Below are 18,411 nucleotides of genomic sequence, written 5' to 3'. Positions count from 1 at the left end.
GCGGCCAGTTAAATTATAAGCGGGGGCTTTTCCGTCTCGAACAGAATCGCCTGCATCGGGTAACGCGTCGGGCCAGAGCCGAATTCTTTTTTGAACGCCTCAGCCAGTTCCTTGACTATGTCCTCGGGATCGATGCCGCCCCGGTCCTTGATTTCAAAAATAACGGGTGTGTAAACCAGGGCGCGCGCAAACGCCGTCACATCTAGAATGTCATAGACATGGCGCTGAACGGAAATAACGACTGGATCGAAACCGATCTGAATCAACTGCTCTTTGAGTGGATCGATTTGATGGCAGGACATGGGATCGAATAGAAACTGCGGTGTATCCGACGGAAAATATTGCTTGAGAACTTCGAAACTCAAACTGGCAAATGGGTTATAGCGTTCCGAATCCCAGACGCGGAACAGATAACGGCCGCCCGGCTTCAAGGTCCGGTAAACCTCGCGAAAGCCCTTGTCCCGGTTGAAAAACATGATGCCGAATTGGCAGACCACGGCATCGAAGGTTTCGTCATCGAACGGCAACGCGGTGGCATCGGCGTTTTGGAAGATTACCTGTTCGCCAGGCTGAAACTTTTGCCTCGCCACATCCATCATCGAATCGCTAATATCGATGGCGGTCAGGCGTGCTTCTTTTGCCAATAAATTACGCAAGTGACGCGTCACGATGCCGGTGCCAGCGGCGATTTCCAACACATCCATCGGCGCTTGCTCGGCGACGCGTCTTGCGGTATCGGCACCGTAATGCTCAAACAGCACCGGGCCAAGATCACGGTCATACGGTATGACAACCTCATCAACATAACCAGCCATAGTCAATTCCCTATATTAAGTCTGAATGTTATTGCAACCCAAAGCCTTACCAATGATTGAATGCCGCATGTTTAGTAACGGCATCACTGGGATGGCTTTGAAATAAGCTATAAATTGTATCGTAATGTGCTATCGATTAAAATGCATGGCAAATATCGAATTTAGCATAAGGCTTTTGCAAATATGCATAACATGAATTGGGACGATCTACGCTATTTCATCGAAGTGGTCCGCTCGGGCAATGTGACCGAAGCAGGCTTACGCCTCGGCGTTAATCAATCAACCGTAAGTCGCCGGATTGCTCAGCTGGAAAATCAATTAGGCAAAGCCTTGTTCGACCGAACAGCCAAAGGTTGGCTAATCACACCGGTTGGGGAAAAGATCGTTATGCTTGCCGAAGAAATGGCAAACCAAGCCAACGCCATTCATCGGAAAATAGAAAGCGATTCGGAAGACGTTTCGGGAGTCATCAAATTGACGGTTTCCGATGTTTGCGCCAAGCGATTCGTATTCCCTGTCATCCGCGATTTCAAACGCGACTATCCTGATGTCGATTTCGTGTTGATTGCTGCCGAAGAAGTCTTGAATCTAGCTGGCCGCGAGGCCGACATTGCGATTCACGCCATTATGGAGCCACCGCCGAATGTGGTGGGCAAACGCATCTGTCGGCTTGCCTATTCTGTCTACGGTCACCCGGAATTAGTGAAAAACCTGTCAACTGAAATGCCGCCCTGCATCACTTGGATAGGTGATGGCGCCACCTTACCCAATTGGATAACGAAAAACTTTCCGAAACTCAAACGGGCATATCGGACGAATTCCAGCGTAGCCATGTTTGAAATGTGCCGGGAAGGTTTGGGCTTGGCTTTGCTGCCTTGTTCGCTGGCCGATGAAGCGGATGAGTTGGTCCGTGTCCCAGTCGAGCATATCGAATCCGGTTATGACGTATGGGTTCTCAGTCATGTTGATTTACGTACCACCGCACGAGTTCGTATCTTTCGAGATCGCATGGTCGAATTTTTGACTAACGAAATCGACTTATTGGAAGGGCGTAAACCAAAGATCAATTCATGGAGTTGAAATTCAGCTTTGAGTAAAATTCCGGTCATTCCGTTAAGGATATTCATTGCCTGCTTTTGGCCGATTGTGTGAGGTCGCTAACGTCGGCTTTATAGTCCCTCCAGTGCCAGAATCTGGCTTCGAAAGACTGGTATCTTTGGAGAATCGCAAGTGGCAAAAATAGGTCGATTGAGCTAAATGACGACCGACCGTTAATCGAGTTAGTCTCCCCAGAAACCAGAGCAATGTTTAGCTTCTGATCCTGGAGAGACGTGGGTTTTATTTCATTATACGAAGTCGCATCAATGCCGCCTCATGGTTACCAATGGCGAATCCATTGCTCAACTTCGTTCATACATATGCTTGCCTTGGATACCGATGAATCGTTTCGGCACCAATAACTTTTCACAACAAACCATGCTCCGCGAAGGAAAACACGGTTTCGCCGACGATGAAGTGATCAAGTACGCGAACGTCAATCAAGGCCAAGGCTTCTTTAAGTTTTGCTGTAATCACGCGATCGGCCTGACTGGGATCGCTGATCCCCGACGGGTGGTTATGCGCCATGGTCATAGCCGCAGCATTGTAGTGCATGGAGGCCTTGACAACTTCGCGCGGATACACGCTAGCGCCATCAATCGTCCCCCGGAATAATTCATCGCACGCGATGACCCGGTGTTGATTGTCCAAGAACAGACACACAAATACTTCGTGCTCATACGGCGCCAATTTCAATTTGATACAGTCCTTCGCCTTGTCCGGACTGGTTAAGGCTTCGCCTCGACTGAACGTGCGGTTGTAGATCTGTATGGCCTCCAAGATGACATCCTGTTCATCGGCCATACGGTAACGATTATTGGTTCCTCGAATGTATAACATGGGCTTTCTCCGGTAATCTTAAAATGTGGAGAAAGCCGTCCCCTTCCGGGGTGGACTTTCTCCGGAAGGGTTGTCAAAAATGTGCAAAGCGTTGTCAGCGATGCCCGCAAACGTTGGCCGTCCGCTGAAGCATCCTTCGCTAATAAAACTTAAGTTGACGCCTCTCTTGCGTCAGGTGTTTGGGAATGGGTTTCCTCGAATAAAAAAGCCCCAAGGACACGACACAGTCCAACCCCGACGGGGAGAACGGATCATCTCCCCGAGGTGGGTGATACTGGCTAGGCCAGTGGTTAAGTTAAAGACCAGTCAAACACCGGATTACGATGTCAGAGCCAAGTCTGTAGAAGAGGGTAATGCGCCTGTCCATTCCAGCAAGCTGGATTGTTCGTTTTCCAATACCGCATCAGGATCGATGCCCCGGCTGGCAAGTACCGTGCTCATCGCCTGGGTTAACAGACGATGACCTTTTTCCAGTTCCGACTCGCCGCCGTGCTTGATCGCCCAAAAGGGATCGAAATGGACATGCCGGTCTACTGCGAGGACACTGCTTGTTCACTTCGGTGTGAAACGCTCTGTCGAACGATTCGGCCTGTTCGAACTGCTGCCAGAAACCTTGTCCGGCTTGGCTTTCCACGGGCGGCAACCAGCGGCGCTGGCGGCCAACCCAACGGTTCATCCGGTCGATCAGGGTTTTGCTCTTCGGAAAAAAGTGGATGGTGCCGACGCCCGAATAATAGCGAACGTCAAAATAACTGCCACCGATCCGTTTTCCAACTCGAAGTTCGTGAAAATGCTGTCGAAACACCGACACCAAACTCACGTCCGCTTCGATCTTACCATCGAGCAAGGCAAACACCTTGTCGAAGTCGGCTAGCAGACGTTCTGACTCCCAGTTCAGGCTATTATGATAGGACTCGACTTTGTGCCCTGGTAGAACGAATCGAGTGGTCTTGATCCGCATGCCCAAGGTGCGATGTTTGTCATTGCTTTTCCAGCCCATGTAAAACACCGCATTTTCACTGTAATAGCGGGTGATAAGATCAAACACATCGCACACCATGCTCAGTTGAATTTCACCTTGCTGATCGATGATGCCTTGCAGAAAGCCATAGATATTCGGCACGGTAAATTCCAAGGACTTCACCGCTTCAAAGTCCGACTCCAAGCGTTTCTGCGCCGCCGACGATAACCGCGAGGTGACCTGCGTGGATCGCAAAATACCGGACCAGGCACGATCTTTTAGAACGCTGTAATCGGTATACAGCTGAGTTTTTACCCAATCCAGCGGGGTGCCAGAGGATTTGACTGCCGCATCGCCATTCAATTCACCGAGCGTTTGTCCTAGCATCTTACGATAGCGCATGGCACGGGCCTCGCTAAACACCGATTGCCGGGCTGCTTCGACGGCGGCATTGAACATCAGCACCGCATTGTCGATATAGGCATTGGCTAACGCCAGTTCATGAATGGGCTGGCAATCGCCCGCCAAATCCTCGGCGCTCACTTGATCGCGACGTAAGTCGTCGAGGATGTTGCCTAACAGCGCCTCTTCAAAGGTTGAGGTTTTCTTCAACCAGACCAGGGCGATGTCCACATCCGTTTTGCGCTCGGCATCCTGGCTGGCAAACATGTCCGATAAGTATTCCACTTCGCCAAACTGTTCAACCAATCGAAGCAAATGCTTTCGTTCCTTGGAAAACGGGTTTTTCAAGGTTTCAGCATTGAGAATGGCCACGATTTCACCGTCGAACAGAATCTCCCACGCCTTCAGCACATGCTGTACGCCGTCGGTAAACGGGGGATTCATCAACACATGGGAATACAGACTGCCGCTTTTGAACTGCATAAAATCCATACCCACTACCGAAAACCCAAGCGAACGCAAGATCGGGTGTTTATTGATATCGATTTCAATGCAATCGACTGGAATTTGCTGCCACCGTTTATATGGCCTGGGTTTTAATAAATGACCTTCCCCGGCAGAGGGTTCCAATACACGCACAAAATTCTTGTTCTTGAAGGTTTCCCAAGCCTTGATGCTTAACGCTTCCGGCGTTGGGTAATACTGAAGATTGTCTTTCATGGTGATCTCCGATAAGACCCCTGACGACCGATGTATCCCTGGCGGGATAAAATCATCCCGCAGGGGTAGTGTGAAAAACCCGGCTTAACCGAGTGTCAAAATCAAAACGGGGCGTCAGATCAACGCGAACCGCTTGCCTTCAATGAAGTCCTGATACTGCCGGGCTTCGGTTTTTACTTTGAACCGGGCATGCACGCTCCCGTCGATCCAGATTTCCCACGGCAAGCGGTTAAGCTCACCTCTAACCAATTCCACCTCGCCAACCCGAAAATCATCGTGTTGGTAAAGCACTTGGCGAGGACTATCAATGCGAACGATGCACTGATCCAATAACGCTGGACCACCAACATCACCCGGTTCGATCAACAGCGGCACTTTGATGGATCCCATAGAGCGGCCGATCCAGCCGATGACATCGTGTTCATCGTGCCAGGACTGCCCGGTTTGGATATCGCCGTAATACAGCCGAATTTTGCGTCGGCTATGGCGAAGCTGTTCCAACAACTCAACCACCGGTTCCGGTGTATCGGCGTGGTAACAGGTGCCGGACGGTAATCGCTGATACTGGATGCAATGACCCGTGCTAAAGGTGTGTTCAAAGATTTGATTCATGATGTTGTCCTCAATGAAAAACGGAAACATCACGATTCCCCAGCGGGAATAGGACATTCCCGTGTGGGTGGATAACACTGAGCGCCGAATCGAGTGACTTGGCTAACTTAGGCGTTTACATATTGCGCACATTACTTCCTGTGCATTTTTAGGCATGAATTTCCAGCGCAGTTTTTCCTAAGACTTCCGGCATGGCATTGGCCAAGGACAGTCCATCGCACGGCAACTCGGTTTCCGCCGAGTCACCCGCGATCAATGCGCTTTCATAAGGCTCGATTTCCTTGTTGCAATCCGGACAGCGATCGTTACAGCCGCAATCCCAAACATCCTTCCATTCGGTTTGGCAGTAAGGGCAGCGGTACTGATTCAGATAGCGAACGGCATTATTGTGAGTATGCGAATGGCTAATGCCATTTTCTACTATCGATGACATGGTCAATTCCTCCAAAAAATGCAGGAACGACCACCCGGCAGGATGGTGTTCCTGCAGGTAAAAAACGCTGCTCAAAGCCAGAAATTAGCTCATACAGCGGGGTTGAGTTCACACAAAAATCGGTATATGGTGGCTAAAACTCATTAAAAGCAGAGAAACAGCCATGTTTGACGATATTTTGCGCATTTTTGATTTTCTCAGTCCTAAGCAGACCGAGAGCACGCAACCAGTACGAAAATCGATGGCAATACCGCTTGATCCCAAACTGAATGCGTTAAATCTATGCAAAACCATTTTGTCCAAGTTGGATGCCGCGGAAGCCGATGTTTTGCAAAACATCGATGATCCGAAGCGAGCTTGGGAGTTGTTGAGCAATATTCGACAATTGCGACGGGAAACCTTTGTGGATCTCCAATCGCTGCTGCCGGACGGCTTTCGTTTCAACGAACCCAAGAATGATTTGGCAAAACCAGTTCGCACCGTGATGACACAAACCGGCGCGACGCTTGCGGTTTTCAATGGCGGACAGACTCACTGACCGGCACGGATAAACCATTGCCTTTTAGTGCTGCCCGTAATTGGGATACCTGATGCGGAATTTTCTGGGCCGCTGAGTCAGAAACCGCAACCGATTGCTTTTTCGAGCGCCGAGGTTTTTTGACTTCAGGCTCGGGACTTTCGATCACTGGTTTGATCTTCAATAATTCCCGTTCGAGCTTGGCGATTTGAATATCCGCCTCATAGATCTCGATGGTTTTTAACTTAGCCTGTAATTGTGCTTCCAGTCGAACAGCCTCACGATTGACACCGTGATTACGTGTCTGAATTTCCTGACGCACCGAATCCGATATCGCCAACCAATCCATGTCATCGCGACTACGTGGCATGATGACCGGTAGCCGATGTCGTGCTTGGCGCTTGCTTTGATAACTGCGCAACATTTGAGCCGCATTTTTCAACGCACCCAGCAGTTGCAATGCCGTTGCCCAAATTACTCGCAAGGCGAGGATGAACATAGCCAGTAAGATGACACCAAAAATAAAGTTCATTGAAGTTCTCCTTTAAAAATTTAAAAAACACTTCGAATGAACAGCCCCTGACCGGGCGATGATCGCCCGAAGCGGGATTAGGATTTGCAGAGGGTCGTACCACTGCGATTTACATCGGGCTTAACGCACCCGACACGATCACGGTTTAACGTGCTCGCCGCCTAATGGCGGAACGCCGACCAAGGCCGGATTCAGCATTCTGGAAAGAATGCATGAAATGTCTGTTTGTCGAATGGGCTCCAGGTAAGTGAGTGCATTCGACAAACTGCGGTTGCAATCAGCTACCCATAGCCACAATCACCAGGTTAATACCTAAGGATTGGGCTACGGATAATTGACTGGCCGATACTTACGCCGCCAACAACACCGCTTTCGAAAGTTCGAACAATTGCGCTCTCAGCTCTGAAAGATCGTTAATGGTGATGGCAATCGGGAACAGATGACTGACATCCAGTCCCAAGCCTACACCGACCGTTTCAATACCACTATCGCGGCAACGCTGTAACAGTTCTAGTGTGCTCAACGTGTCATTGGGCTGACCATCGGTCATCACCATCAACACTTTACGCGGTTCCCGGCAACGCAGCAGTGACGCCGCACCAAACCAAATCGCTTCAGTCATCGGCGTACTGCCGGCGGCGGCCAGCGAAAAAGCACCGGTGCGAGCATTCACGCGTTGACCATGATCCAGTAATCGGAACACCGAATCATTTTGATGGCCTGGAAACGCGGTCACACCAGGATTAACCCCCGGAATTCCTTCAAAGGCCAAGGCCAATGCCAAAGTGGCTTCCAACGCAATCGGCATAGGCGATCCGATGGGTTTCCCCTGGCTATCCGAAACCTGATAACCCATGCTTTCGGATTTATCCAGTAACAGATGAATGGCCGTATTGGGTGACGCTTTGGTCTGCTTGCGCTGAAATAGCTTGGTTTCGCCCAGTGGCAAACGGTGTAAACGCTTGCCATCCAGCCGCCGTCCACGACACGCATGTTGCGACCGGTTTAAGGTTTGCGATTGCACCAGGCCTTGCAAAGCAGCACGGATTTTTCCCGATTCGCCTTGCACCTTGCGCAGTAAAAACGCACCGGCCCGCTCGTCCATGGGTGGCTCGAGGCCACTGGGCATAAGCAATTCCGAACCATTTTCTGACGCCAACGACAAGGCCGATTTCAGCGATTCAAACACATCCTGCTCGATGTCACTGTCACCAGCGGACAACAGGGTTTGTAAGACGCCCATCGGGTCAGCAATCTCCGCGTTTTCTTCATCTTCGCCTTGCGGATCGGTTGTCGAACTGTTGGATGGCGTTGCCGATTCATCGTCAGAATTTTCTGGATCCAACGTAATATTACCTTCTGGTTCTGCCGAGGATTCGCCGTCAGTGTCGTTGGGTAACTGTTTATCAGGCTCCATTTCATCCCGGGAATCAGAGCCATTCGAATCGTCCGAATCGGTTGATTCAGCATCCTGAGCCGTATGATACGGATCAGGCGTGTTTTCCTCATCTGCCGATGGCTGTGCTTGGTTCTGCTGCCGTTGTTGCTCGAATTCCTGCTCAATCATGGTCAGGATGCGATCAGTCAACTGCAAGCAATCACTCTCCGATTGCAAGCCCTCAGGGACTTCCGACAACAAGCCTTTCAACCGCGTTACGCCACCTTTCGGAAACTTCGCTCTTAGTGCCAGTTCGGTTTGCTCGACCAAAGGTTGTAGGGCAGTTTGACCCAGTACCCGTGCACGCAAACTTTTCAACACGAATCCATATAAAATGTTGGCCGGATGATCGCTTTCAATGGCGGCCACAAAGTCGCCTTTGGCAATCATTTTTTCGATCACCGTGCCTATCGTCAGTCGAGTACCCGGAAAGTCTTTCGCCAGTTCGTACTCGATGCGGACATCTTCAATCGCATTGCATAACCGTCTCCGTAAGACTGAATTGCCATAACGCAAACTGAAGTCCGAATAACGAATATGCGCGGCTTCGTGGGCCAACAGGCCCCAGGCAATATCCTGATAATTCGGATCGTCACCCTCGTAAGCTGGCAATTGAATCGATTTTCCATCGGTATAAGCTTGATTACCGCCGACACTGACTTTAATACCAAAGCGATTGCCAATGGCCGCTGCAACAATGGGGAATGCATGGTGTAAGGTTTTATTTTTCATGGTGTGCTCCAAAAGTCAGGGCAAACCACGGCCCCAGCGGGACATGAATTTGCCCCAATGGGTGAAGTGTTAAATGGCGTCAGATCAGAACCAATAATCCTGGTCAGAATCATCCGCCTCGTCATTGCTTCCTGCAGTCACCGTTTCAGGTTCTGCTGAATGCTCCGATTGGTTGGATTCATCGTTATCGTTACCGGTTTTTAGATCGGTCTGACTTTTATCCAGCAAGACCTCAATCGCCCAGATATCCGCAGCCGATTCCGCTTCAAGTTCATCGTCAAAGATGCCATCAAACAGATCGGTAAAATCGGGACTGTCTGAATCGGTTTCAGAGATGATAGGTGTTGGTGGCTCAGGCTCCGCATAATCGATAATTTCATCAGCGTCCATCTCTTCAACAACAGGTGTTTGATTAACCAACAATCCTTCGCCGTGCCGACGGGTTTTATCCGGATCAGACAACAGCATCGCGGTGGCTAAAATCTCCTGCAAAATACTGCCTTCAATAGCGCCTTTGGTGGGGATTCTCGCCAGAAGATCGTCAATGGTGCTGACGACGGGTGCCACCCGATAGTCCAGAAAACCCAGCCCATCTAGCTTGTCCCGCATACGACGAATCGGCCGTAACGCGCTGCGGGTGACTTGTTCTTTGCCCAGCAACGACTGCTCGATGAGATGGTTGGCTTCCACAGAAATTTCGTAAAACATCTGCTCACTGAGCGAACCGATTTTGCTGTCCAGACGCGCGACATCCGCCGGCGGCAAGCTTTCGGGTAACCCGACACTGACCACCAGAAAGTCAAACGACAACCGCGTCGAGACAAACTCCACCGAATCCACCGCTTGCTCGATAATGTCGGCAAATTCCGGATGGCGAACCACCCAGTCCGTCACCGCCGCATCGTAACCGGCAATAAACTCGGTTTTAGCCGCAGCAAAATCCAGCCCGATACGCTCAAGTTCCGCGGTAATACTGGCGGCCGATTCAACCGGCACGGCAAAGCCACCCAGAAAGCGGGTACCGACGCGCAGACAAATGCGTTCGGCTTCCTTCTTCAGACGGTTGAACACCGTCAGCTTATCGGGATCGAGCAAACGTTTAGACCCTAAACTGGCTAAATCCTCTGGCGGCAATTTGCTACCATCGGCCAGCACCAGGTCTTCTTTTTTCAGTTTCTTGCGAGCGCCATAAATATTGGCATCCACTTTTACCAAGACCACGCGGTCTAAGATGATTTGCGTTTCATGAGACATGGGAACCTCCTAAAATGAGAGGCACACCCATCCCCGCTGGGGTCGATGTGCCCCTGTAGGGTTAAATGAAAATAACAAACCGGTTAAAACCAGCAGTCGTCCGTGTCGGACATGGCCGCTGCCAGATTTAATCGGGGTTTGAGCAAACCTAAGACTTCTGCGGTGTCCCGAATGCTGTCCAGATCAGTGCCGAAAAATGCCAGCACGTCCTGTTCAGCTTTCAGATCGAACCGAGAGATCTCGGGCGGTTTCGGTGGCAATATCAATGTCCACGCCTTTAAAGCCTTTTGCTTTCAATGCCAGTAAAAACAACCAAGGCAGAATGCCATGCGCTGATTTAATCTGGCCGCTCAGATCAAAGATTTCGGCATTGAGGGTTGCATCAATCCACTGTTGCCAGCCATCCCAGTCTTTTTCAGGCTTAGAGTGCTGATCCGATACGGATTGAATAATCCCGATCAGTCGCCTGACCTCGATACCCAAGTCCACTCGAACCGCCTGCTTGGCATGGCAATCAATGGTCCAATACAGCGACTCAACTGGCGGCGTTAGCATGGGCTCTGGATTTGAATCAGGCTCTGGCACTTGTGATTGAGTTGCCGAAGTCTTACCCGGAAACACCACATTGCCGTCACCGTCAATGTCCACCACGGCCACAAACACATAGCCCTTGGCCTGTTTTTGAGTTTCGATGTCGAATTGCCTAATCCCGCGTCGGTGCCTGACACCCGGTAATTTGGATGCCGTTTTGCCCCAACGGGTGGTGATCGAACCATCCGAATTACTCTTGACCGCCCAGTCCTTGGAGCTGCCGTCAGTATTACGATGACGATAGAGATTCCAGGCAGCCATGACTAGATCTGCCAGTCATCGCCAAACACATCTTTGGCGATGCGATGAATCGCTTCGCGTTCGGCGGGTTCGGCTCGGAAGGTCAAGGCCCGGTCCAAGGAATACGCCAAGGCATTAGGCGCACTTTTGAAGGTGGCCACCAGTGACGCCCAACGCACTAAGCCGCGCGTCGATAACGTGACTGACAACATGCCACTGCCATCGGCACCGCCGATAAAGACTTTACGAATCTGATTGGCGACTTTGATCATGCTTTCGCGCACCGTTTCCGGCATACTCGGCACTACATCGGCCAACAGTTTCATTTCGTCTTCGGGTTCGGGGTAGCCGACTTCCATCAGTCGAAATCTATCTAAAAACGATAGGTTCTGCCGCAACACCCCTTGGTACAAGCCCGACTGATCACCCGATCCGGCACTATTGCCGGTGGCCACCAAACGGAATTTAGGGTGCGGCGTAATCACATCGCCGGTCTGCGGAATCGTCAACGGTTTGCCTTCAACAATTTCATTCAGGCCGATCAGCTCGGCAGGATCGATGGCATCGATTTCGTTAATCAACAACACATGACCCAGGCGGACTGCCAGGGTCAACGGACCATCGATCCACTTCATCGCGCCGCCGTCGACCAGCATGTACTGACCCAACAGATCGTTGAGTTCCAGCCGACCGTGACCGGTGACCGAATGCACGCCCCAATGTAGACGCGCCGCGACTTGCTCCAACAACGAGGTTTTACCGGAACCGGTGGGGCCGGTCAGGTATAGGCCGTCGCCATTGTGTGCGCCTAAAAACGCCAACACATCGCGTAAGTGATCCTTGCGAAACACATAGGGTTTTTGCGCCGGTACATAGGTATTTTGTCCGGGGGCAAAGCCTTCCACTTTCATGGAAGCAGGGGCCTGAATGCCGAACGTGTCGGCAATGGAATAGTGTTGGTACATGGTGAGCTCCTCGAGGGCTAGCCTCAGAAAAACAAGGGGCGCACCGCCCCGAGGGGTGATGAGCCCCAACGGGTGATTAAACCCTGGCAAACCAGGGTAGATAGAAAATTAACGTAACTGCATGACGCAGTACATCGCCCATTCGGCGCGGGCCAACAGCTCCCGATCCATCAAACGCAGGATGCGCTGAATGTCGCTTCTCAAACCGGGGTCCGAGATTTGACCGTGCAGTTCCAGCAGCAACCGCTTTTTGGCATGAATGTCGTCGCTATGCGCAACGTTCAACCAGCCGTGCAAGGTTTTCCAAAAGTCGTGATTCATGATGACCTCCTTCAATGATTATTAGGGGTCACCGAGTCCCGTGAGGGTGATGAACCCCAACGGGACAAACTAAACACACCAGGCTTGACGCACCTGGCACACGAGGCAAACGCTCATGCCGCTTAATAACGGAACGCCGGTCGAAACCGGATTCGGGATTCCACGAAGGGAATACCTGAACGATGCGGGTTTTGGGTTGGACTTTTTTAAAAGCCCAGCCTAAAACCGACAGGCCTAAACTGAAGGATTTCATCAGGTGTCCGACGTCAACACTCTTAGCCGGTCGTCAACCAATGAACATCCCGTAACCACCAGGGTTACAGGATGTCTTGAAGCGCCCCCTCAAAACCAAAAGTCCACACCTGCCAGGTCCTTCAAGGCTTGAGCATCGAACGGCACTTCGGCATGTTTACCGTCGTCATCCCGGCAGGTCACGCGAACGCGCGTGGCAGACGGTTTACGATAGCGTTCCAGTGCCGCAGCCTGAACATCCGGTTGCAAGGCGTGCAGTGCCGCCTTGTAATCGATAGCACCCTGGCTTTGAAACCGGCTGATCCGCAATCCGGAATGCTCTGCGGCCACGTAATCACCCATTAGCAACACCAACGTGTTTTCAATGGCCGCCTGACTAGCCTCCAAGGTGGCTAGCTCCGCTTTCAAATCCGCGATTTTCACGGCACGATTGCGATAACTCGCCGCCTGCTGTTGCCATTGCGGCTCAGCATCACCTTTGGGTAAATACAAATCACGTTCGGGATCCTTACTCGGCTCCTTTTTCGATTTGACCGCCGACCAGAAATCCATCGCTTTATCGACCAGCTGGGTGAGAAAAGACTCATCGCGCTGAATTTCAAACTCGATGTCCTGGCCTTGGTGGTAGAAAAACAAAAAACCGCGCTGTGCTTCGGATACCAGCAGTTGTTGCTGGACTTGGCACCAATAGAGTTGATAGGCCTCGGACGCTTCCCGATTCAACAGCACATCCAAAAACGTGGTCTCGTGCGGACATTTGATTTCCACGGGCTCATTCGCGTCGGACAAGCCGTCGAACGATGCCCGCATCAAGGGATACTGTTCCGACTCGCCGCACAGCGGCAACAACATCAGCTCGTGTTTATCCTCGAAGCGTTGCAAAGCCTCGGGCTCTTGCTGGATGCCGGCGCGGATCAACGGGTTGTTGTCCAGGCTGGCTTCCAGCACCAGGCCGAGCTTTTCTGCCCAGAGCCGCCAAGGGGTTTTGTAAGGCGAACGATTCATGACGATGGCGGCTTCGCTGGCACTGACGCCTTGTAATCGCCATTGGCGCCAGGCGTCGGAACGTTGCGAAACGTCAATGACCTTCATCGCGAGAATCCGGTCAACTGCACCTGGCAACCAAAGCGCACCGTCTCGATACCGAGCTTGTGCAACTGGGTCTGGCAACGCCGGGCCCAATGGCCATCACCGAATAGCAACAGCATTTCGTCTTGCGCCGGTAGACAGACACCGCCAAAACTCTCGGCCAGTGTCGTTAGTTCTGGCTGGCTCAAAGGTTGCGGATTGGGTTCGTTGCTCTGGGGTCGCCAAAGGCGTTCCAGAAAACCTCGGCCGTGACGGCGTAACACCGTGGGTGAATCGTAACGTTGCCAGTCGGTATGACAGGGCACGCGGTTCAATGATTGATCGTTTGTATTCATGACCTCTCCTGATAAAAACAAAGAGCGTCATGTCCTACCCAGTGGGCGAATCATGACGCCCTCGTGGGTGGTTAAAGAATTTAGGATTGCAGCGTTTCTACGCCGCGTGTCCCAGGGTTTGACGGGCCTGATTCATGGCCATGTCTTTCGCGGACAAGGGTGACATGCCAGTGTTTTCGGTTTGTTCCAGGGCTGGTGTTGCCTTGGGATCAACCTTCGATACCTTATCCAACTCGGCCAAGGCAAAGGTCAGATCGATGCCTTTAAACTTCTGGTGGGCATAGTCGTAGGCCGCTTTCCAGGCACCGGCTGCTGCTGTACGCCTTACCAGCTCAGCGACGGCTTTTTGCACCTTGGGATGGATTTGCGATACGTCGATCACGTGCGGCGTTTGTTCGGATGACCCGGAAAACCAATCACCCGCTTGGCCAACATCGGTTTCCCAATGCGTCGCCTCGCCATCGATCACCGAACCGTCGACAACATCATCGAGCGTTTTGCCATCCATTTCCTCGGCGGCATAACCGCATTCCTCAGGAAAGGCTGCGCGCAAGGACGCCGCTTTACCGCATTTGGCCAATTGCCCCTTGGGGCGTTTGATCCACATGGCGGTCGGCACTTGCGAGTTTTTACCGCCGGCCGTGCTATAAGCCTCCAGCCAGTAAACTTCCTCGGTAAAGGCGCAGCGTTTGCCGCCGACGATCCGGTACACAGTAACCGCCACCCATTCGGGGAAAGTCACGGTGACACTGGATTCCTGCCATTGCTCGTTGTCGTCCTTGTAGCGGCCGGTAAAGGTTTTGGTGATATCCGGACCCCAGACAGGTCTATCCATGCCGGCCCAAACACCGGTTCTGGACGCGGTAGTCTGGATTTCCATGATGGACGGCCAGACGGTTTCGACATTGCGGCCTAAAGCGGCACTCCACATCGGAACGATATGCACCGGCTTTTTGAAGATGTCGAGCTTGCGGGCCTTGCAATAATCCAGCGCCATCAAAATGGCTTCCGGGGTTTTGGCGGTCGGAAATGTAACTTCGGTCAACACTTTCCAGGATTGCTCCGAGAGGCCGTAGCTTTGCTGGACAACAGCTGGCATCGGCAAGTCACGGGTTTTGGGTAAGGTGTTGCGGTTGTTTTGGCTCATGGTGGGTCTCCTTCAATAAAAAAGGGAACGCCATCGCCCCAACGGGGATAGTCGTCCCCTTTGGGTTGAAAAGCCGTCACCGCAAAAACGGGTCGGCAGTCCGTTAAAATTTACCCGCGCTTGCGGCAGCTCATGAATAGCTGGGTTTAGTTGAGCGGCATATCGGCATACTCGTCATCCCAATCGGCATCGTCTGATACCGGGTTCGATAAGGAACCGTTTGCCGATGCAGGCACAGTTGGGCGATCGAGTAGTTGCAACTCATGCACAACCACTTCCGTGCGATAACGCTTTTCGCCGTTCTTATCCCATTGCTGGGTGCGAAGAGCGCCTTCCACATAGATCTTGCTGCCTTTCTTCAAAAGATCGCCGGCGGTATCGGCCAGTTTTTTAAAAAACACGACCCGGTGCCATTCAGTTCGTTCCTGTTTGGCGTTTTTTGCATCTTTCCAAACCTCACTGGTTGCCAAACGCACCGCCACGACTTTGCCGCCGTTATTCGGTAAATAGCGAATATCCGGATCGGCGCCGAGACGTCCCAGCAAGATGACTTTGTTTACACCACGATTGGCCATGATGATGTCCTCCTATCGGCCGCGCCCGACAAGTGAAAATAAAACCCACCTGCGCGGCGATGGGTCACATCCGGCAGGCATATTCCCGGCTAGGAATACGCACTCCCAGACAGGATGAAAATCTAAAACACAACCATCACATCAGGCTTGACGCACCTGACACGCCGATGGATAACCACCGTCGCCGCTTAAAAACGGAACGCCGACCAAAGCCGGATTCAGATGTGAAAAATCACATCATGAAAGGTGTTGCTATTGGAGCAGATTTTTTCGAAAGGTCGTTCGTGAAATCGCAATAATTAGCGCGATTTCGCGAACAGGACAGAAATAAAGACGCCGTATCATCTGCCCCTGATGAAATCATGCAAATAGGTACTGGCATGGCAGAAATACAGGTACGAGAAAAAAGCAAGCGACCTCATATCAGTCGGCCGATATTCGAGCGCACATTTAACATCAACAGCGAACAAGCAATTCGCGTCATCCGTAACAGCTACAACCGGTTGATGGTTTCGTTGTATGCGATCGACGTGATCCTGCGCATTATCGGTCGGGAAGAAACCGTTGATGAAATCGAAAGTATCGTCGGTCAGATGATTGCCGAATGCGCGGAGCAACTGCAGCAGGAAAAACTACGGTTAGAAAAACTCAAGGCCGACAACGGCATCACCGAAACACCGACATACACGCACCCCAGGGAATTTGTGGCGAAAATCGCCTCGCCGCAGATTGCGCAATTCGTCGAGTTAATTCGATTGCTGGATCAATTGATGATTGTGATGGACACCTTGTGGCTATGCCAGGTCATCTCCAACAAACACTGCATTGATGCCCGTTACCAGTGGCAGCAACGGTTGCAGCGACTAGCCAATAAAATTGTGACAATGGAAAGGCATGCGCATCAAGCAGCGTACGAACAAGGCCATGGTGAAGAGGTAAGATTGGCTCGACAAGAGTCAGGACTGTTGGCTGAGCCGGAACGAATCTCCGAAGACGAGGATTCAATGGTTGATGACAATGAATTATCTCCGAGTTCGGAAAAGGTCGGCGATCAATGACTGCTAATGCCAATGAAATATGCTTGAGGGTGCCGTTATCCGAACAGGAGGCTTGGGATTTGGCGCAATTTCTAAAGCGAACTGGATTTGCTGATTTTCGTAGTCAGGCTGCCGATGACGAGGAGGCCAATCGCATGCAGGCCGTGACCCAAATGATCAGAAGAAACCTGGAAGTACATGGAATAGACCCGAGGTAACCTGAGGCATCATTCACCAATCAATTTTTTGATACTGTCTTTACTGATTGTTGATAGGGTCAGCTTTTTAATTTCCTTGGCTTTCAAATCCAAGGCCTGGGTTTTACCCAGTTCCAGTAGCTTTGCGATAACCAGTTTGTCGGATTTCAATAAAAAATCCTTGAGTGTCATTTTTTTCACGCGAACGGCATCGACACCACCTTTAGCCTTTTCGGTATGAACCAGTCCCATGACCATAAAATACGCAAATGCTTTGTTCACGGTCGTTTTGCTAATGTTCGGGTCAGCCTTATGGCACAGATCGAATAAGGCCGTTCTAAACTGTGCCGGATCAGGATAAACATCCTTTAAGGCCACGGCGTGTTTGTAAATTGATTTTAGCCTATCGGCATTGTCTGGCAGCGTATTGTATTTTTTTAACAGGGCTTTATAACCCTCCGCGCTTGCAACGACTTCGGTTTTTTCGGTCGGTTGGATCGGCTTTGCCAGACTGGCGAAATTAACTGTTCCGCTTTTGCTGACTGCAATGGCGTCGTTGGCGTTTAGATAATCGGTAAACGTTTTAAAGCCGTAATGCTTTTCGTCGAAGTCGGCTGCATGCTGCTTGAGGAAGGTCTTGATTTGCGAGGCATTGATCGGTGTGGGCGATGCCTTCAAGTGGGCAATGACTAATTCATCAGCCTTTGCCAGCGTAAGCGTTGCTTGGGAATTCGGTAATGGCTGTGGCGCCAGGGGCGCTTGTGGCAGAACGTCATTACTGGCCAATGTTTTAATAACATCGTCGGTATAAATGAACCGAGTGCACGAGGTCTTCACGCATTCGCTCAATGTCGAATGCTGGCCAACGCCAATGACATCCTTGTCCATCTCCCGCAGTCGGCGAAACACTGGCGTAAAGTCTGAGTCGCCGGTAACCAGCACAAAACAGGAAATGTTCGGTAATTGCCAAGCGCATTCGATGACATCTACCGTCATTTGAATATCCGCCGTATTCTTGCCGGTCACCGGATGGTAACAATGGATGAGTTCAAACCCCGCTTGATTGATAGCGGCTTGGTGCATCGCCAAATTGGGCTTACTCCAAACACCATACGCACGGCGGATAATAATCTGGCCAAGCTGATTTAGTTCTTCCATCAGCAATCTGACGCCGTCGTGCTTAATCCAGTTTGTGACATTTTCGGCGTCAACGAATACCGCAATTCGATTGGATTTTTGATGCGTCATGGAGGGTAGTGTCTCGCAAGTTCCCTAATATGAAATAAAAACAACCTGACAATTTAACTT

At 51.2% G+C, this 18,411-nt stretch carries 20 protein-coding genes; 4 read left to right on the top strand and 16 right to left on the bottom strand.

Features of this window, described 5'->3' with window-relative positions; all coding sequences use genetic code 11:
• Nucleotides 1-8 precede the first annotated feature (8 nt).
• Nucleotides 9-815, bottom strand: a complete 807-nt coding sequence (locus tag ACH5Y9_RS10230) for a class I SAM-dependent methyltransferase (RefSeq protein WP_255188819.1) — start codon at nt 813-815, stop codon at nt 9-11.
• Between the two features lie 183 nt (nt 816-998).
• On the opposite strand from ACH5Y9_RS10230, the gene ACH5Y9_RS10225 reads away from it, so the two are divergent.
• Complete coding sequence (locus tag ACH5Y9_RS10225; protein WP_255188820.1) at nt 999-1,895, top strand: LysR family transcriptional regulator; 897 nt, start codon at nt 999-1,001, stop codon at nt 1,893-1,895.
• Nucleotides 1,896-2,279: 384 nt separating this feature from the next.
• On the opposite strand, the gene ACH5Y9_RS10220 is transcribed toward ACH5Y9_RS10225, so the two are convergent.
• The 4 genes from ACH5Y9_RS10220 to ACH5Y9_RS10205 form a co-directional block, all read right to left on the bottom strand.
• Complete coding sequence (locus ACH5Y9_RS10220) at nt 2,280-2,753, bottom strand: JAB domain-containing protein (RefSeq protein ID WP_445369532.1); 474 nt, start codon at nt 2,751-2,753, stop codon at nt 2,280-2,282.
• Between the two features lie 403 nt (nt 2,754-3,156).
• A complete protein-coding gene (locus ACH5Y9_RS10215; RefSeq protein WP_445369531.1) occupies nt 3,157-4,836 on the bottom strand; it encodes a DUF4942 domain-containing protein in 1,680 nt (559 codons plus the stop codon).
• 114 nt (nt 4,837-4,950) lie between these two features.
• Entirely contained in the window at nt 4,951-5,448 is a 498-nt protein-coding gene (locus ACH5Y9_RS10210; protein WP_445369530.1) for a hypothetical protein, read from the bottom strand.
• 148 nt (nt 5,449-5,596) lie between these two features.
• Nucleotides 5,597-5,881 (bottom strand): hypothetical protein, encoded by a 285-nt coding sequence (locus ACH5Y9_RS10205; protein WP_445369529.1) that lies wholly within the window; start codon nt 5,879-5,881, stop codon nt 5,597-5,599.
• 163 nt (nt 5,882-6,044) lie between these two features.
• Here ACH5Y9_RS10205 and ACH5Y9_RS10200 point away from each other — a divergent pair, with 163 nt between their 5' ends.
• Nucleotides 6,045-6,419: a hypothetical protein gene (locus tag ACH5Y9_RS10200; RefSeq protein ID WP_445369528.1), complete on the top strand. Its 375-nt coding sequence runs from the start codon at nt 6,045-6,047 to the stop codon at nt 6,417-6,419.
• Here the strand turns inward: ACH5Y9_RS10200 and ACH5Y9_RS10195 are convergent.
• From ACH5Y9_RS10195 to ssb, 10 genes are all read right to left on the bottom strand, one after another.
• The gene (locus ACH5Y9_RS10195; RefSeq protein ID WP_445369527.1) at nt 6,397-6,930 is read right to left on the bottom strand and encodes a hypothetical protein; all 534 of its coding nucleotides are present in this window, start codon (nt 6,928-6,930) and stop codon (nt 6,397-6,399) included. The two genes, ACH5Y9_RS10200 and ACH5Y9_RS10195, sit on opposite strands and share 23 nt — an antisense overlap.
• A 349-nt stretch (nt 6,931-7,279) precedes the next feature.
• Nucleotides 7,280-9,100, bottom strand: a complete 1,821-nt coding sequence (locus ACH5Y9_RS10190; protein WP_445369526.1) for a VWA domain-containing protein — start codon at nt 9,098-9,100, stop codon at nt 7,280-7,282.
• An 84-nt stretch (nt 9,101-9,184) separates the two neighbouring features.
• Complete coding sequence (locus ACH5Y9_RS10185; RefSeq protein ID WP_445369525.1) at nt 9,185-10,354, bottom strand: DUF3150 domain-containing protein; 1,170 nt, start codon at nt 10,352-10,354, stop codon at nt 9,185-9,187.
• A 213-nt stretch (nt 10,355-10,567) separates the two neighbouring features.
• Nucleotides 10,568-11,206: a hypothetical protein gene (locus ACH5Y9_RS10180; RefSeq protein ID WP_445369524.1), complete on the bottom strand. Its 639-nt coding sequence runs from the start codon at nt 11,204-11,206 to the stop codon at nt 10,568-10,570.
• Between the two features lie 2 nt (nt 11,207-11,208).
• Nucleotides 11,209-12,150 carry an AAA family ATPase gene (locus tag ACH5Y9_RS10175; RefSeq protein ID WP_445369523.1) on the bottom strand — a complete coding sequence of 314 codons (942 nt, stop codon included), beginning with the start codon at nt 12,148-12,150 and terminating at the stop codon, nt 11,209-11,211.
• 108 nt (nt 12,151-12,258) lie between these two features.
• Complete coding sequence (locus ACH5Y9_RS10170; RefSeq protein ID WP_445369522.1) at nt 12,259-12,471, bottom strand: hypothetical protein; 213 nt, start codon at nt 12,469-12,471, stop codon at nt 12,259-12,261.
• Nucleotides 12,472-12,813: 342 nt separating this feature from the next.
• The gene (locus ACH5Y9_RS10165; RefSeq protein WP_445369521.1) at nt 12,814-13,815 is read right to left on the bottom strand and encodes a YqaJ viral recombinase family nuclease; all 1,002 of its coding nucleotides are present in this window, start codon (nt 13,813-13,815) and stop codon (nt 12,814-12,816) included.
• Entirely contained in the window at nt 13,812-14,147 is a 336-nt protein-coding gene (locus ACH5Y9_RS10160) for a hypothetical protein (protein WP_313730894.1), read from the bottom strand. The genes ACH5Y9_RS10165 and ACH5Y9_RS10160 overlap by 4 nt, the downstream gene beginning before the upstream one ends.
• Nucleotides 14,148-14,244: 97 nt before the next feature.
• The gene (bet, locus tag ACH5Y9_RS10155) at nt 14,245-15,294 is read right to left on the bottom strand and encodes a phage recombination protein Bet (RefSeq protein WP_445369520.1); all 1,050 of its coding nucleotides are present in this window, start codon (nt 15,292-15,294) and stop codon (nt 14,245-14,247) included.
• Between the two features lie 146 nt (nt 15,295-15,440).
• Nucleotides 15,441-15,869, bottom strand: a complete 429-nt coding sequence (gene ssb / locus ACH5Y9_RS10150; RefSeq protein WP_445369519.1) for a single-stranded DNA-binding protein — start codon at nt 15,867-15,869, stop codon at nt 15,441-15,443.
• Nucleotides 15,870-16,249: 380 nt separating this feature from the next.
• Between ssb and ACH5Y9_RS10145 the strand changes: the two genes are divergently transcribed.
• Entirely contained in the window at nt 16,250-16,927 is a 678-nt protein-coding gene (locus tag ACH5Y9_RS10145) for a hypothetical protein (RefSeq protein WP_192394970.1), read from the top strand.
• Entirely contained in the window at nt 16,924-17,124 is a 201-nt protein-coding gene (locus ACH5Y9_RS10140) for a DUF7706 family protein (RefSeq protein WP_445369518.1), read from the top strand. Before ACH5Y9_RS10145 ends, ACH5Y9_RS10140 begins: the two co-directional genes overlap by 4 nt.
• Nucleotides 17,125-17,133: 9 nt before the next feature.
• On the opposite strand, the gene ACH5Y9_RS10135 is transcribed toward ACH5Y9_RS10140, so the two are convergent.
• Nucleotides 17,134-18,351, bottom strand: a complete 1,218-nt coding sequence (locus ACH5Y9_RS10135; RefSeq protein WP_445369517.1) for an NYN domain-containing protein — start codon at nt 18,349-18,351, stop codon at nt 17,134-17,136.
• Nucleotides 18,352-18,411 lie beyond the last annotated feature (60 nt).

The organism is Methylomonas sp. BW4-1, assembly GCF_052474385.1.
The sequence above is the reverse complement of the archived record's forward strand: the minus strand, read 5'-3'. Positions and strand labels throughout refer to the sequence as shown.